The organism is Paenibacillus sp. FSL H3-0302 (assembly GCF_037982245.1).
Taxonomy (GTDB): domain Bacteria; phylum Bacillota; class Bacilli; order Paenibacillales; family Paenibacillaceae; genus Paenibacillus_AQ; species Paenibacillus_AQ odorifer.
Genome location: NZ_CP150284.1, coordinates 3966829 through 3983081 on the forward strand (window position 1 = coordinate 3966829; position 16253 = coordinate 3983081).

12 protein-coding genes are annotated in these 16253 nt (G+C 43.0%); 4 read left to right on the plus strand and 8 right to left on the minus strand.

Annotated elements, in window-relative coordinates; all coding sequences use genetic code 11:
• Positions 1-255 precede the first annotated feature (255 nt).
• Positions 256-1011 carry a DeoR/GlpR family DNA-binding transcription regulator gene (locus MHH50_RS17585; RefSeq protein WP_076100077.1) on the plus strand — a complete coding sequence of 252 codons (756 nt, stop codon included), beginning with the start codon at positions 256-258 and terminating at the stop codon, positions 1009-1011.
• Positions 1012-1095: 84 nt separating this feature from the next.
• On the opposite strand, the gene MHH50_RS17590 is transcribed toward MHH50_RS17585, so the two are convergent.
• From MHH50_RS17590 to zwf, 3 genes are all read right to left on the minus strand, one after another.
• On the minus strand, positions 1096-1737 hold the full coding sequence (locus tag MHH50_RS17590) for a methyltransferase (protein WP_076308367.1): 642 nt from the start codon (positions 1735-1737) through the stop codon (positions 1096-1098).
• 183 nt (positions 1738-1920) lie between these two features.
• Positions 1921-2814 (minus strand): phosphogluconate dehydrogenase (NAD(+)-dependent, decarboxylating), encoded by an 894-nt coding sequence (gnd, locus tag MHH50_RS17595; protein WP_036688068.1) that lies wholly within the window; start codon positions 2812-2814, stop codon positions 1921-1923.
• A gap of 71 nt (positions 2815-2885) precedes the next feature.
• Positions 2886-4421 (minus strand): glucose-6-phosphate dehydrogenase, encoded by a 1536-nt coding sequence (zwf, locus tag MHH50_RS17600; RefSeq protein ID WP_076278115.1) that lies wholly within the window; start codon positions 4419-4421, stop codon positions 2886-2888.
• A 2636-nt stretch (positions 4422-7057) separates the two neighbouring features.
• Here zwf and MHH50_RS17605 point away from each other — a divergent pair.
• Positions 7058-7945 carry a fructose bisphosphate aldolase gene (locus tag MHH50_RS17605; protein ID WP_076309256.1) on the plus strand — a complete coding sequence of 296 codons (888 nt, stop codon included), beginning with the start codon at positions 7058-7060 and terminating at the stop codon, positions 7943-7945.
• Between the two features lie 379 nt (positions 7946-8324).
• Here MHH50_RS17605 and MHH50_RS17610 read toward each other — a convergent pair whose 3' ends face one another.
• The 3 genes from MHH50_RS17610 to MHH50_RS17620 all read right to left on the minus strand — a co-directional run bounded on the left by MHH50_RS17610 (position 8325) and on the right by MHH50_RS17620 (position 11359).
• On the minus strand, positions 8325-8687 hold the full coding sequence (locus MHH50_RS17610; protein ID WP_076128270.1) for a DUF1304 domain-containing protein: 363 nt from the start codon (positions 8685-8687) through the stop codon (positions 8325-8327).
• 162 nt (positions 8688-8849) lie between these two features.
• Positions 8850-9683: a hypothetical protein gene (locus tag MHH50_RS17615; protein ID WP_139330181.1), complete on the minus strand. Its 834-nt coding sequence runs from the start codon at positions 9681-9683 to the stop codon at positions 8850-8852.
• Positions 9684-9775: 92 nt separating this feature from the next.
• Positions 9776-11359 (minus strand): glycoside hydrolase family 43 protein, encoded by a 1584-nt coding sequence (locus MHH50_RS17620; protein WP_340033193.1) that lies wholly within the window; start codon positions 11357-11359, stop codon positions 9776-9778.
• A gap of 121 nt (positions 11360-11480) precedes the next feature.
• On the opposite strand from MHH50_RS17620, the gene MHH50_RS17625 reads away from it, so the two are divergent.
• The gene (locus MHH50_RS17625) at positions 11481-12338 is read left to right on the plus strand and encodes an AraC family transcriptional regulator (protein WP_340033194.1); all 858 of its coding nucleotides are present in this window, start codon (positions 11481-11483) and stop codon (positions 12336-12338) included.
• Positions 12339-12345: 7 nt separating this feature from the next.
• Here MHH50_RS17625 and MHH50_RS17630 read toward each other — a convergent pair whose 3' ends face one another.
• Positions 12346-13800, minus strand: a complete 1455-nt coding sequence (locus tag MHH50_RS17630) for a glycosyl hydrolase family 28 protein (protein WP_340033195.1) — start codon at positions 13798-13800, stop codon at positions 12346-12348.
• Positions 13801-14012: 212 nt separating this feature from the next.
• Between MHH50_RS17630 and MHH50_RS17635 the strand changes: the two genes are divergently transcribed.
• Positions 14013-15119, plus strand: coding sequence for a glycoside hydrolase family 88 protein (locus MHH50_RS17635; RefSeq protein WP_340033196.1), 1107 nt, complete (start codon positions 14013-14015; stop codon positions 15117-15119).
• A gap of 64 nt (positions 15120-15183) precedes the next feature.
• Here the strand turns inward: MHH50_RS17635 and MHH50_RS17640 are convergent, their stop codons facing one another.
• Positions 15184-16245, minus strand: coding sequence for a glycoside hydrolase family 76 protein (locus MHH50_RS17640; protein ID WP_340033197.1), 1062 nt, complete (start codon positions 16243-16245; stop codon positions 15184-15186).
• Between the last annotated feature and the right edge of the window lie 8 nt (positions 16246-16253).

The following is a 16253-nucleotide window of genomic DNA, read 5'->3' on the forward strand; positions in this document are numbered from 1 at the left end:
CTGAATCGCAACTGGGCCGGCTCTGGTATCTTTCAAATCTAATTACCACTACAGGACTTATTTTCTCCTTCATCGTATGCCTCCAAATCTTTGTTGTCAACATTTTAAATATTATTTATGTTGTTTTTATTTGTTTTATATCCGTTTTGTGAATATTATTGGAAAACAAACATGATTTTACGTTGATTTTATTGCAAAACACAGATATTTGGAGCTATGATTAAGGAATATAAAGATTTCGGAAAGGTGATCCCTATGCTTGCAGCTGAAAGACGCAAAAAAATAATTGATCTTGTTCATCAGGATAAACGAGTATTAGTCTCTGATCTAAGCCGGATGTTTGAAGTTACAGAAGAGACGATACGCAGAGACTTGGAGAAGCTGGAGAAGGATGGCATTCTAAGCCGAACCTATGGCGGGGCCATGCTGAATCGTCACACGAACGAGGATTTGCCTTTTGTTACACGCAATGCGCTGAATACAGATATCAAACGGGGAATCGCTCTTAAGGCGCTAGATTTAATCAATGATGGAGATACGTTAATGGTGGATCCTAGCTCCACAGCCTTTGAGTTTCTAAAACTGCTTGGCAATAAAAACAATCTGACCATTATTACGAACTCGATTAATATTTTGCATGAGTTCTCGAATTCTGGAATGGATATCATCTCCACCGGAGGTTCTTTACGTTACCGATCCATGTCACTCGTGGGTCCTGTAGCACATGACACCATTCAAAGATACAATGTGGACACTGCGGTTATCAGTTGTAAAGGAATAGATATGGAGCGAGGCATCACAGATTCTAATGAACCGGAGTGTGAGCTCAAGAAATATATGCTACGTCAAGCTAACAAGGTCATACTCCTGGCCGATCACACCAAATTCGATAAGACCGCCTTTACGAAGCTGATCGAGCTTGGCCAAATCGACTTTTTGATCACAGACCGCCAGCCTTCTGAGGTTTGGTTGAAGCGCCTGAACAAAGAGAATATTGAGCTTCTCTATTAATCGTACTCAAACGCCTTCGGTGCCCAATTAAAAATGCCGTTCCCCAATGAGTAATGGGTGACGGCATTTGTTGTATGGAGATGATTATCTTTTTGTATAAACCTGAGAGATTGGGACTACGTTGACTGTTGATTTGGGATTTTCGCGTTGCACTTGCGTTGTGGTTTTTTTCCTGCAAATATATACATGCGCTGGTGGAAAATTCAGCAGCACCCACTTCGTGTGTAGGATCTCAAAATGCTGGCTCAACTCTGTTTTCATCCGCGGAAAATATTCATAGGTTATAAACCACCCTCCTTCTTTTAAAGAAGAAATGATCTGTTCCATAAACCTAGTGCGGTCTGGCTTCGAGAAATTCATCAAAGACAAACTACTCACGATACAATCCAGCTTCTCCAGACTGCTGTTATGAAGCGCAAGACGCAGCCGGAGACAATCATTGTTGCAGAAACATCCAGGGAATTCCTCTCTTAATTGACTGCGAAAATCAGGATCTATTTCAAATAAAAGAACATTCATACCGGTCTTTTCTCCACGCGGAATAAACCTTGTGATTGCACCAGTCCCCGCACCCAACTCAGCCATAGAATGCACTTGGTTCCAAGGCACTGGATCAAGCAACGTCTGGGCCAGCCAATGTGAACTGGGAGTCACACTACCATATTGTCGGGGCGCATGCAGAAATTTATTTAGAAAATGAAGTCGCTCACGAATTCCACTTTGCATGAAATCTCCCCCTTGCTTCCTAACTTACCCTTCTCCCCCTAAAATATGTAAACTGCATTAAATTCGTACTCCATCTATACTTCCCATTATCTATTCCCCTTAAAATAAAAAGCCCAAATTTCTCCGCAACATAAATTGCGGGAAATTCGAGCTTGTAAACACTCAATTCAGAGTCGGCCAATCTTATTTAGTTTCCACAGCGTGTCCGCCGAACTCGTTCCGCAGTGCAGCAACTACTTTTCCAGTGAATGTGTCGGTCTCAAGGGAACGGTAACGCATCAATAACGCCATTGCGATAACCGGAGTCGCCGCTTGTAAATCAAAGGCGGTTTCAAGCGTCCATCTGCCTTCACCAGAAGAATGCATAATGCCCTTAATCTCATCTAGTTTAGCGTCCTTCGAGAAGGCGCGTTCCACAAGTTCCATCAGCCACGAACGGATTACAGAGCCATGATTCCACACCCGAGCTACTTCCTCAAAGTTGTAGTCAAATTCACTCTTTTCCAGAACCTCAAAACCTTCACCGATAGCAGCCATCATGCCGTATTCGATACCGTTATGCACCATTTTTAGAAAATGGCCGCTACCTGCTTTACCAGCATATAAAAAGCCGCTTTCTACAGCTGTATCACGGAAAATAGGCTCCACAACTTCCCAAGCTTCGGGATCTCCGCCAACCATGTAACAAGCGCCATTACGCGCCCCTTCCATACCGCCAGAGGTACCTGCATCCATAAAGTGAATTCCGTGCTCCTTCAATTCCTCATACCGACGAATCGATTCCTTATAATGCGAGTTTCCTGCTTCAATAACGATATCACCTTTAGACAACTGTGGAGTAAGTTCAGCGATTACAGAATCAACGACCTGATGCGGAACCATGATCCAAATGATTCTTGGTGTTTCCAATTGCTGTACCAATTCTGGAAGCGTTACTGCTCCACTAGCGCCTTTAGCTTTCATTTCTTCTACAGCAGGTGCATTCAGATCAAAAGCAACAACCTCATGTCCATGATCCAGCAAATTTTGACCCAAATTAAAACCCATTTTTCCTAACCCAACTAATCCTACTTTCATGTAAATTCCCTCCGATTTATAGATTCTTGTGATGTATTTTAGCTAAATTGGCAAAAAAAACAGGCAGGGGCTTAAGCCCCTGGCCGTATAGATTCCTGCGCTGCTGCAACTTCTGCTTGAGCGTCGAGAAGATCTGACTCCTGATCTGTATCATCAAACCACCAGCGGTCTTCACCCAAAAGCTCCATAGCCGCATCTGGACCATAAGAACCTGAAGCATAGGTATGAAGTGGCATTAGCCCCTCTTCCATAGCTTCCTGGATTGGTGTAACCCATTGCCATGACAGCTCGACTTCTTTCCAATGAGCGAAGAAAGTGGCGTCACCACGAAGTGCATCAAAGATCAGATTTTCGTAAGCTTCTGGTACGTCTGAAGTTCCGGCTTCATAAGTAGCGAGGACAGGTTCAAGTTTCCCTTTTTGCAGCTGATCCTTCGTATTCAACTGAAGCGTAATGGCTTCATTTGGACCGATCTCGATGATGAGCAGATTTGGAACGTCATTCCCTTTATTTTTGTTATTGTTATCATTAAACGGTTCTTTAAATTCTATAACGATTCTTGTTGATTTCTCTTTCATTCTCTTGCCGGTACGGATATAGAACGGAACTTCATTCCACAATGGATCATCTATAAACAAACGCGCTGCAATAAACGTCTCATTTTGTGAGGATTGGCTAATTCCGGGTTCATCCAAGTAGCCTGCAACAGATTTACCTTTAATTTCACCTTCAGCATATTGTCCGCGGACAACATATTGATTAACTTCGTCTTTACTTAGCGGAATGAGGCGCTCCATGACATATCTTTTCTTCCCACGGATCTCTTCAGGTGTACTGCCTTTTGGAAGCTGCATCGCCATCATCATGAGCAATTGAAGCATATGGTTCTGGAACATATCACGAAGTGCCCCAGCTTTATCATAATAGCCTGCCCGTTCTTCAACGCCAACAATCTCACTCGCCGTAATTTGCACATTTGCGATATACCGATTTTTCCACAGTGCTCTAAGCACAGGATTTGAATATTTTAGAACTTCCAGATTCTGAACCATCGGTTTACCCAAGAAGTGGTCAATTCGGAAAATCTCCTCTTCAGTAAATACGGCATTCAAGCTGTCATTTAACTCTCTTGCTGTTTGCAAGTCTGTACCAAAAGGCTTTTCAATAATCAGACGCTTCCAGCCCTTCGTAGATCCCAGACCACTGGAGTGAATATTGGCGGCAATTTCCTTGAAAAACTCAGGACCCACCGATAAATAGAACATCCGATTCTCCGGAATGTTAAAAAATTGCTCACGACGTTTAACATGCTCCAGGAGCTTCAAATAATCCTCTGTATTACCTACATCTAGAACGCTATATTCAAAAGCTTCCAAGAAAACCTGCAACTGTGGAGATTCTACTGCCGGCTGTCTAGAAAATGTCTGCAAAGATTGCAGGACTTGCTTACGGAAAGCTTCAGTTGAAACTTCTCTTCTTCCTAATCCAATCACTGAGAGAGGACCTGAAATTTGACCATCTAAAAAGAGGTTATATAGTGCAGGATAGATTTTACGTTTTGCTAAATCTCCTGTAGCGCCAAAAAGCACAAATGTTGATGATTCCACTTTCATTCCTCCCGCTATTATATATTATTTATTAACTTACTTTTAATTACTAGCATACTCAGTAGAATCAATCATACGACTGATATTTTTATTCGTCAACCTCATTTCGACATTTACGAAAAGTTATTATTTTCACAAAGCTTCGAATTGGTAATTATGATTAATGTCACACCAATTATCTTATTGGATTATTCGTATTAATTTACTAGGAAATAATCCGCAAATAAGATAACAACCCGCTCCCAGCATGGCTTTTGGCGTTCTGACTTTACACTCTCTGATTTAAAATTCTTCATCCAAAGCTGTTTACAACATAAACAAAATTCCCAGTCGCTTAAATAAGCTCATCCTTCCACTGTGTTTCAAACTAACTTTAAGTAATGGAGTGGTTTGGTCTCGCGCGCCTCGAAGAAGACTATGCGATTTGATTCCAAGTTTGGGAATTAAGCATAAAAAGTGACTGCTTCGAGGAATATTACTTGAGAAAACTTCGAAGGAATTTTCGCTGAGCACATGGGAGTGATTTGGAGTCTGTGAAGAGAACGATTGGGGATGAGATGACGTTTGCAAAGAGTACCATTGGGGATAGGTTAAGCGAACCTTGTGAAATGAAGTGAACCATTAGGATTGTCCTGAAGTTTGCTAGGTGAACCGTGTGGATGTCTTGAAGTTTGCTAAGTGAACCCTGTGGATGTCTTGAGTTTGCTAGGTGAACCATTGGGAATGTCCTGAAGTTTGCTAAGAGTACCCTGTGAGTGTAGTTTGCTAAGTGTGCGCTTTGGGGGATCACTTAAAAGTTCGCATAGAGCGTCTTTAGATCCAGTTTGGAGTAACATTTATGTTTACCCGCATCTCCGGCTGCGGCGAGATCAGACCTTGGAGACCTTAGACGTCGATTCTTACTCATCTGCGGTGGTTTTATGTCCACACCATGGAGGAAACGGACTCAGGTGCCCTCAAACGTCGATTCGTTCTCGTCTGCCGATGCTTTATGTCCACACTAACTATGGGTTCGGACTCAGGAGACGTTATTTCGCAGATTTAGCCCATTTCGCCATGCTATCGGACCCAGATGCAGCTATTAAACCTAATTCGCTCCTCTCTGGAGCAAAAACTTGGCTATAAGAGCTATGCAGTCCGATAATTCTGAAAAATGCTCCAAAAACACCAAATAGCTGCAATACAGTCCGAACGGTAATGTAGTATCTTCAATCTTGCTAGTCCGGACTCAGATGACCTCAGACGTCAATTCGTTCTCGTCAGTTGAGGCTACATGTTTTCACTAACTATGGGTTTGGACTCAGGTGACATTCTACTTCGATACTTACTCGTCTGCGGAGGCTTCGAGTCCTCGCCATCGATAGTCCGGACTCAGGAGACGCTATTTCGCAGATTTTGGTCATTTCGCCATGCTATCGGACTCAGATGTAGCTATTGCACCAAATTCACTCTTCTTTGGAGCAAAAACTTGGTAATAAGAGCTATGCGGTCCGATACTTCTGAATAATGCTCCAAAAACACCAAATAGCTGCAATACAGTCCGAACGGTAATGTAGTATCTTCAATCTTGCTAGTCCGGACTCAGATGACCTCAGACGTCAATTCGTTCTCGTCAGTTGAGGCTACATGTTTTCACTAACTATGGGTTTGGACTCAGGTGACGCTATACGTCGATACTTACTCGTCTGCGGAGGCTACATGTTCTTGCCATCGATGGTCCGGACTCAGGAGACGCTATTTCGCAGATTCAGGTTATTTCGCCATGCTATCGGACTCAGATGCAACTATTCGACCCAATGTACTCCTCTTTGGAGCAAAAACTTGGCTATAAGAGCTATGCAGTCCGATAATTCTGAAAAATACTCCAAAAACACCAAATAGCTGCAATACAGTCCGAACGATGATGTAGTATCTTCAATCTTGGCTAGTCCGGACTCAGATGACCATAAACATCGATTCATACTCGTCAACCTAGACTGGATGTCCACACTAACTATGAGTTCGGACTCAGGAGACGTTATTTCGCAGATTTAGCCCATTTCGCCATGCTATCGGACTCAGATGCAGCTATTGAACCAAATCCACCCCTCTTTGGAGCAAATACTTGGAAATAAGAGCTATGCAGTCCGATACTTCTGAATAATACTCCAAAAAATCTAAATAGCTGCAATACAGTCCGAACGATGCTGTAGTATCATCAATCTTGGCTAGTCCGGACTCAGCTGACCTTAAACGTCGATTCGTTCTCGTATACGGACGCTGCAAGTCCTCGCCATCAATAGTCCGGACTCAGGAGACGCTATTTCGCAGATTTAGCCCAGTTCGCCATGCTATCGGACTCAGATACAGCTACTCGACCAAAAAGTGACCTCAAACGTCGATTCGTTCTCGTATGCTAAGATTGCAAGTCTTCACCATCTAGGGATCGGACTCAGGAGACCTTACACGTAGATACCTCGTCATCCCCATGGATCAATTAGATCCGGAAGTCCTTATAACGCAGATTCAAACCACCTCACAATAGACTAGTTACCAGCCAAGTTTACAATGCCATTTGTTTAGAGCCGGTACATTAAGTGTTATAGTTAATGAACATAAGATTTTTCATTCAGTTCACGAAAGGAAGGAGTATTTTCATGAATATGGAGCAATGGGAACGAATTCGGACGGGACAGGGATTTATAGCTGCCTTGGATCAAAGTGGTGGCAGTACACCAAAAGCGCTGCTGCAATATGGTGTTGCAGAGGACAGTTACTCTAATGAAGATCAAATGTATGGGTTGGTTCACGAGATGAGAACGCGCATTATCAAGAGCCCTGCATTTGATTCAAAGCATATACTGGGTGCAATCTTATTTGAGAACACAATGGATCGTTCCATAGACGGGCAATATACTGCCGATTTTCTATGGGAGAAAAAAGGGATTGTGCCTTTCCTGAAAATCGATAAAGGTCTTGCCGACCCTGAAGACGGAGTACAACTAATGAAGCCTATTCCCGGCTTGAGTGATCTTCTGAAGCGGGCCAACGAACGTAACATCTTTGGTACAAAAATGCGCTCGGTGATTAAAGAGGCTAATCCTTCCGGTATCAAAAAGGTGGTTGAACAGCAGTTTGAAATCGGTAAGCAGATTTTAGCAGCGGGACTCGTACCTATTATCGAACCGGAAGTTGATATCCACAGTGCTGATAAAACGGCTTCAGAGAAGCTGCTAAAAGAAGAACTATCGGCCCAATTGTCTGCGCTGGGCAAAGACGTGAAGGTCATGCTTAAGCTCTCCATCCCAACGGAGAATAATTTCTACCGTGAATTAATGGAGAATCCTCATGTTTTGCGAATTGTCGCTTTGTCCGGCGGTTACACACAAGCGGAGGCCAACGATAAGCTCGCCCATAATCAAGGACTGATCGCCAGCTTCTCACGTGCGTTATCGCAGGGACTAAGTGCTGGGCAGTCAGAAGAAGAGTTTAACGCGCTCCTCTCCAAATCTGTAGAAGCGATTTATGCAGCCTCTATTAAATAAGATCCTCATTTAAACCATCACATAAAAAGAGCTGTTTCCCTGACAGGTGTTCCCTGCTGGGTAGCAGCTCTTTTTTTATGATGAGAATTTACTTTAAAAGTCTAGAACTTTCAGATTAAACGCCATTCTGTCTACTCATTCAGCCCACACAAGCATGCAATGGGTTTGTTAAAGTCCCTTACATCTTATCTAAGGACCACACCTGTAGCTAAAACACATTAATCAACCACTTCTCTGTTGTTTCTTGGTACACCATCCATAATTCCTGTTTTTAATCCAGTGCATTTCTTTACCCAATAATTTCTTGATCTTACGCAAAACAGGCTTCCACCACGCATGTAGGCGAGATAGAAACCTAATCGATTACTTCTATGTTATCTTAAATCGAAACCACGAGGATTAATGCAATTAAAGCTGGCAGTCCTTGCATAAATAAAATAGACTTTTTCACCGTCAGTCCTCCATATAACGCTGCCACTATAACAGTTGATAAGAAGAAGATTTCAATTTGATGGCCGAAATTTACATTCGGATGAACCAATCCCCAAATTAAACCTGCCGCCAAGAATCCATTGTATAACCCTTGGTTCGCTGCCAGTGTTTTAGAAGCATCCGCAACTTCCTGTGTCATTCCAAAGACTCGAAGCCCTTTTGGCTTTGACCAAGCAAACATTTCTAAATAAACAATATAGATATGTATTAACGCAACAACACCGACCATAATATTAGCTACCCATACCATCAAAATAACCACCTTATTTTAATTTGTGTACAATTTAATTGTATCACATTAAAACTCAAAAGTGTATACAACATCTCATAAACAATTCGACGCTAAAAAAGAATAGCCATAATCTTCAAAAAAAAGACTACCGCTATTCCATACGTAATGTTTTATGAAATTCTAAAATACTTTTGCAGCAATATAAACGGTTACGCTATTGTAAAAACCATAAAGAGAGCCATTGCTCCAGACGAAATTGCTAGGATCTGAAATTCCCGTATTTTGAGACGCTTGATGTCCATGTTTCTCTGACCATAGACCTGAGCTATTTTGAAGCATGAAGTGGTAATCAACGTTATCCTCAGGAATATCGACTTTACCATTACCATTTGAGTCGATCCATCCCACTCTTAGTGCAATTCGATGTTCATCGGAATTAATCGCTGCAGTTCGGCCCGGAAGTATCCGCCAACCCGGTTTAAAGTATAAAGGATTCGTATTGCCATCTTGAACCACAAGACCAGCAGTATAATACACGTTAGTAAAATAGGCAGGATCTCTGACATTTGAGACCCCGTCTCCATCACCAGGGTTGATTGCCCCTGGAAATCTTAAGGCATAACCATAACAGTTAATCCCATAACTATTTTCGGCTGTATACGGCCACGCATGACCATAAGCGGAAGCTAGAGTTGCTTGCGGAGAATCAGGTTCAAAAGTAGGTGTTATTAGCTCCGGTGCTAACAATTCATTATTAATAAGATTGTCATCTGCCGGGGGTACAAAGCTTGATGACTCTTTGAGTTCTCCAACTGTAGTAACATTTCCTTGTGTGTCCACAATAATCGTATCGTCGCCCTTCCATTCTCCAACCCAAACCTTTTCCGGTCCAGAAGTTTGGACTTCTTTCAAATTACTGACGTCGACGTCGATAGGTGCGGCCATTGCAGCAGAGGACAGGGCCAGATTCAGTAAGAGCGTGCAGGTTATTGCGGCTTTATAAGTCTTTTTCAAAATCATAAACATCCCTTTCTATGTAAGATAAGTAAAAATTAACATTTTATCCTAAAATAGACTATGAAGAATGTTATGGTTTTTCCGAACACCTATAAAGCTTTATATTCAAAGTAGTCAAAATAAGCCGGCTTCGCTTGCTGATCCAAATCCTGAGCACATACCCCGACATAGGAACCGGTAAAGCCAAGCTTGCCGCCATATTCATCCGAAAGCGTACCAAAATCTAAGGGAGTACAGACAGCTGTCCAATTCACCCCGTCTGATGAAGCATAAAACAACAGATCACGTCCATGAATTTCCGCCTTTAGATAATAACGATCCCAATCTTTCACAGATAGCTGCATAGAGGAAATCTCATCGTATTTGCCACCTCTACACAGCACAACACCCAAACTAGTTCCACGAATCTCATCTGCGGTAACACGCAAATAATAGTAATCACTGTCATCATAATAGAGGACTAACCCAGCCATTTGCAGGAAGCTATCCGGCTCGAATTCCAGACAGGTTGTAGCTAAGCATTCAAAATGTTGAATCGGCCGGGCAATTAAACTCTGATCATGCAGTGAAGCTAATGACTCTCTGCCGCGCAGACGAAGAAAACCCGGACGTTCCTTCAAGCTAACCCAAGATTCATCAAAAGGCACACGCAAGCTTTGGTATGGAAATCCAAGAACCTCTCCATCAAATTCATCTCTGTTTGGCAGCTCCTCAAAAGTGAATATCGGCAGGTCAGGAGCCACGGTCTCCAATGCAGGCAGCTTCCCTCCGTGGGCCAATCGCAACCAGCCATCCTCTGTCCATTCACAACGTTGAATCGCAGTTTCCCGGCCTAACGGATTCATCGTTGACGTTCCCGGAATCGGGCGTGTGCATAAATGCGCCATGTACCAGTCCCCATTCTGAGTCTCTACGAGCGATCCGTGCCCTGCTTGCTGAAACGGGTAGGTCAGATCATGTGCCGTGGTCATAATCGGGAAATCCGGATCCGTCTCATAAGGACCTGTGAGGCTTCGGCTTCTAGCTAAGGTGACCATATGGTTGATGCCGGTGCCCCCTTCTGCTGTCAGCAAATAATAGTACCCATCCTTCTGGTACAATTGCGGACCTTCGGTCACTCCGATAGGTGTCCCTTTATAAATTTCATGGATAGGTCCCGTTAATTTGCCAGTCTCCGGGTCATATTGCTGCATAACGATGCCAGAGAAGTTATTGTGATTTTTACGGAAATCCCAACGCATATTAAGCAGCCATTTGGTCCCTTCCAGATCATGGAACAAAAATGGATCAAATCCGCTGCCATTAAGTCTAACCGGCTCACTCCACGGGCCCATGATATCCGTCGCTGTAATTAAATAATTATGCAGATCTTTATATACACTTTTGCGAGATTTCACATCTGTAAATAGCAGATAAAATACGCCTTGATCATAAGAAAGTGCGGGTGCCCAAATGGAACCAGAGCTTACGTTACCACGCAGATCTACTTGTGAGGCTTCAGTCAGCACACGTGAAATGGAATGCCAATGAACTAGATCCTTGGAATGATGAATTTCTACACCTGGAAACCATTCAAAAGTAGAGGTTGCGATATAATAATCATCCCCTACTCTAATAAAAGACGGATCTGGATGAAAACCTGCCAACACCGGATTAACAATTTTTTGCGTCATAATGTTACCCTCCACTACCGGATTTTTCATAGTTTAACGTATTTATTGTATCGCTTTCATAACGATTAAAGTTATAATGAGATATAAGAAAATGTTTGTATTTTGTCATCTTGGAGGGCCTATGAAGCAGCTGTTCGAACCTGTTGTTTTTGAAGAACATAAGACCTTGATTTGGGATTATAAAATATATACCGACGACTATTACAAAGGTTATTATCACTGGCATCAATGCTGTGAAGTCATGTTCGTGTATGGCGGACAGGGAAACGTTGTTGTGAATCAGCAGATGTACGATATTCGCAGGGGAATGTTATTCTTTTTCCAGCCCTATCAGCTGCACCGGATCTATTCTGAGGTTTCTCCCGAATGTCCTTTTGAACGAACCATCTTCTACATTGATCCACATGTTGCTGAACACCTGCTGGAGGGTTTTGCGAAAAGGAAGGCTTTATTCACAGCGCTTTGGCAAGGGAAAAATACACATTGTGCCTTTGATCTTAAGGATCACGTTGAGTCGGTGGAGTGGATTCTGGAGCAATATAATCACAATAAAAAAGTCAGTCTGACTGAGGATACCGAAGACATTTCACTGTTAATTCTTCAATTATTGAGCAATATAGGAACTGAAGATCAGCATGTATTCCAATCAGGAGAACGGCGAACCTTGCGCTATTCTGAGAAAATCATGAGTTTTATCGAAGAGCATTATCATGAGGAGGTTAATCTGGATCAGTTAGCTGAGGAGATTCACTTGTCCAAATCCTATATCTCCAGAATCTTTCATCAGGAAACCGGAGGAAGGCTTGTTGATTATCTGACTGCCCGCCGGATCAAACAGGCCTGCCGCTTGTTAGGAACGACAGACCTGCCTGTGGAGCAAATCGGAATCACTGTTGGTTTTCCAAATGCCTCATATTTCAATCAACTGTTCAAAAGAGTCCTAGGGATGACGCCATTAAAATATAGAAAAAGTAATTAGATCCAATCTACACAACCGTATTTTTTTCAGTAACGAAGAGTATATTTTTAGCAAAATGATTAATATCTATCAGCTCTGGGCGGGGGGCGTCCACCAATTCACCATTGATCCTTAAATTGACAAAGGTCACATTTTCAACAGCTCTCTCTTCGTCATATCCATAAATTCGTGAAGGGTTGGCCGTCCCGCTATAGCTGATGTCGCGAAATGTAATGTTCCGGATGCTTGTCCCCGGCTCTGGATTGTAATCCTTGTTATAGACCACCCGCACATCAATTAGCTGCCCCCGCTCAATACGCTCTACACGTATATTTTCATATAGAACATTACATACCCTATTTCGATCCCCGGCATTAATCGCCATTGCCCCCCAATAGTTCTCTTGCGGTTCGTGATGATTCAAGATATCAATATTTGCAAAAACAATAGACTCAATGGTGTCCCCGTTCCGTTCATGGTCCCCATGTGTACCAATCATTAATGGATGAGCGACATCCGCCCACAGAATGGAATCACGAACGCTAATATTACGGGTATCCCCATAAAAATCCCATCTCGAGCCGTAAATAGCAATACAATCATCCGAATTACGCATAAAAACATCCCGGATTCTAACCTCGGAACTAGACATAATATCAATGCCATCAGACCACCCCCGAGTGCTAAACGATTTGAAATTATCAATCACAATCTGCTCAGACTGCCCGATGAAAATGCTGTAATGTGGCGGATCAATCACGGTAATACCTTCCACATTTATGGATCGCGAAAAAATAATTCGTATCCCTCGAAAGGCCGAGAATCGATGAAAATCCGCAAGATAAATTATACCGCGACCACGAATGGATACATCATGAACTCCCTCGCATACCAAGGAACCTACAAGCACTGAACCTCCGGCAAGATACACCGTGGTTTCCGAAGGGACCGGCAATACTGTTTCTTCTATATAATGTGTGCCTGGAGCGAAATAAAGCACCTTCCTTTTTTCACGAGGATCAGCAGCGGCATTATCCAGCAGCCGTAAAAGATCAGGTTTCCGGTGTATACCCGGTTGGACTACTAGAACATTAGCATCCTCTGGTTGAGGGGCATCCTTCTCCTTAGGGTTAGCAAATAAATGCAGATTCCGAAAAATATCACCGTTGATCTCAATCGATAACTTTTGCGGACCTGTTAGCTTAAACAAAATGGTATTTCCATGATATTCGTAAGAGATCCCTCGCGAAGCCGGAGCAATGTTCACACAATCAATCTCCGTATAAAGACAGGTGACTTCAACTTCTACTGTCCCTTCCAGATCAAAATAAGCCATGGATGCAGGACGCACCTCATGCATATCTACCTTAACCTCGTAAATAAACAAGCTATGCCATTCTCCTTCAGGCTGCCGTACTCTAACCTTATAATCCTCACGTCCCGGGATATCTTTAGGTGCTTTATATACTTGTAAATCATCCACTTTACCATCCTCCTGTTCATTTCGATTGTATCGCTTCCAACACCGATAAAGTTTTAATGTGTTATGCAGAAATGTTTGTATTTTGTCAGTTTTAAATTATAAGCCAACTTCAACATGACAATAATCAAACATTTCCTTATATCAAAACACAACTTTCCTGAGCTTTAGAAAGCTATACTCATAACATCCTAATTACACTGGAGGCAATAATAATGACACACCCTTATTGGCAGGAAATCATGGGTAGACTTGATACAAAAGTGGAACGTATGGTAGAGCAGATCGGTGACAAGTGCCCGCATTTCGCCGGAAAAGATGGCAAATTTGATGATATCGGTTCAGACTGGTGGACCACTGGGTTCTGGCCTGGACTCCTGTGGATCATGCATGATATGACCGGAAAAGATCTTTACAAGGAGGCCGCTTGGCATTGGGACGGTACCTTGGAGGAATGGTTTATTAAACCAACGGTTGAGATGCATCACGATGTGGGTTTCCAATTCCTTCCGACCGCTGTAATCAAACATACAATTACAGGTGACGAAGATGCCCTGCGCAGAGGAATTGAAGCGGCGAACTTCCTCGCTGCCCGCTATAATCCTGTAGGCAAATTCATCCGCGCATGGAATGAAGATAAATACGGCTGGGTAATTATCGACTGTATGTTAAATATCTCCCTGCTGTTCTGGGCCAGCAAAGTGACAGGTGATCCCCGCTATAAGCATATTGCAATTAACCACGCCGAAACTACAATGGAATATGGCATACGTGAGGATGGATCCACCAAACATATTATTTCTTTTGATGCAGAGACAGGTGCTTATCTTGAGAATTTTGGCGGTCAAGGCTACTCGGCTGAATCCTCTTGGAGCCGAGGAACGGCTTGGGGACTGTATGGCTTCATCAATACTTATCGCTACACTGGAGATGAACGTTTCCTGAACACCGCTAAGCGGATCGCACATTATTTTATCTCTGCTTTGCCTGAGGATCAAGTCCCTTATTGGGATTTCCGCCTAGAGGATGATACCCGGATGTTCCGAGATAGCTCCGCAGCCTCTATAGCCGCTTCAGGATTATTAGAGCTTGCAGATATCGTACCCTTAGGCGAAAAAAGTCTATATGCAAATGCAGCGGAGCGAATTCTGCGCTCACTGACGGAAAATTACGCAACCTGGGAGCTGCCGGAGCATGAAGCGATTTTATTGCACGGAACTGGCAGTGGCAATTCCTTCATTGATGTATCCCTGATCTATGGAGACTACTATTATATTGAGGCTATCGCTAAATTAAATGGCTGGAAACATCGGATTTTCTAATTGCAGATAGTTAATTTAAACAACAAAAAGACACCTCTCTTGAGGTGTCTTTATATATTTCAGGCTATTCGTTCACCAGTGCCGCAGCACCCTCCAGAAGCATCAAGCCGCTGAGTTGAATACTCAGCTGAACCGGAAGCTCCGGTTTCACTTCCCAGGATGAACTGCATAGACCCAGTTGTTTATCCAGACCTTTTTCCCACAACTGCATTGCATTGGCCAATATAACCTCGCGAATACGGATATTTACAGGAGATATTTTACAGAGCTGAACCAAATAACGAATCAGAATGCCCTTGAACAATCCAGTATCATCAATGCCTTCATCAGGCAACATCAGATTAATTGGATCGCATAACCGATCAATACATGTATTAGCCGTTCGATTCGCATCTTCTAAGTAATGAACACCACCCGTATTCTTGTAAAGCTCTAGGCCAGCGCCTAGAAACACTCCCTGACAGTAAGTAAACTCCCAATCGTAATCGATCTGGCCATCCCCGAGTCTATTCATCCCATCCCACACAAAACCAGTCGTAGAATCCATCAAATATATCTTGTTCCATTCATAGATACGGAGCGCCCACTCCAGATCCTCTTGCTTATGAAAAAGTTCATATAACCGGGCTGCAAGAATGACGGCAGGTGCATTGGCAGGTGTGTTTTTATAATCTAGCTGATCCTTCTTCCACGCCAGACCTCCACCCAACTGTTCATTCCAAGCCGTCTTAATATCTTCCCATAGATTAAGCACAGCACTTAAATAGGACTCATGTCCTGTAACCCGATAAGCACGCAGCAACGCCAATGCTGTCCATTCCATATCATCATAGTAATTATGCCTGAAAGTCCCCCCGTTATAAGCTTGCAGACTCTGACTTAGCTCCATAATTTTCAAGGAATACACAGGATCTCCACTACGCTCATAACCATCTACTAAAATATCAATGACATGAGCCTGCCACCAATAATAAAAGTTTTCCCCCGCAACGTTGTACGCTCTGGGATACCATTGGTTCATGATCCCCGTCTCAGCATTATAATAATTACGTAGTAGACATTGTTGGAACCACTCGGACTTTTCCTGCCAACTGACTGCTTCTATGGCTTCCTTTGCTTGTGTCATTAAGAACT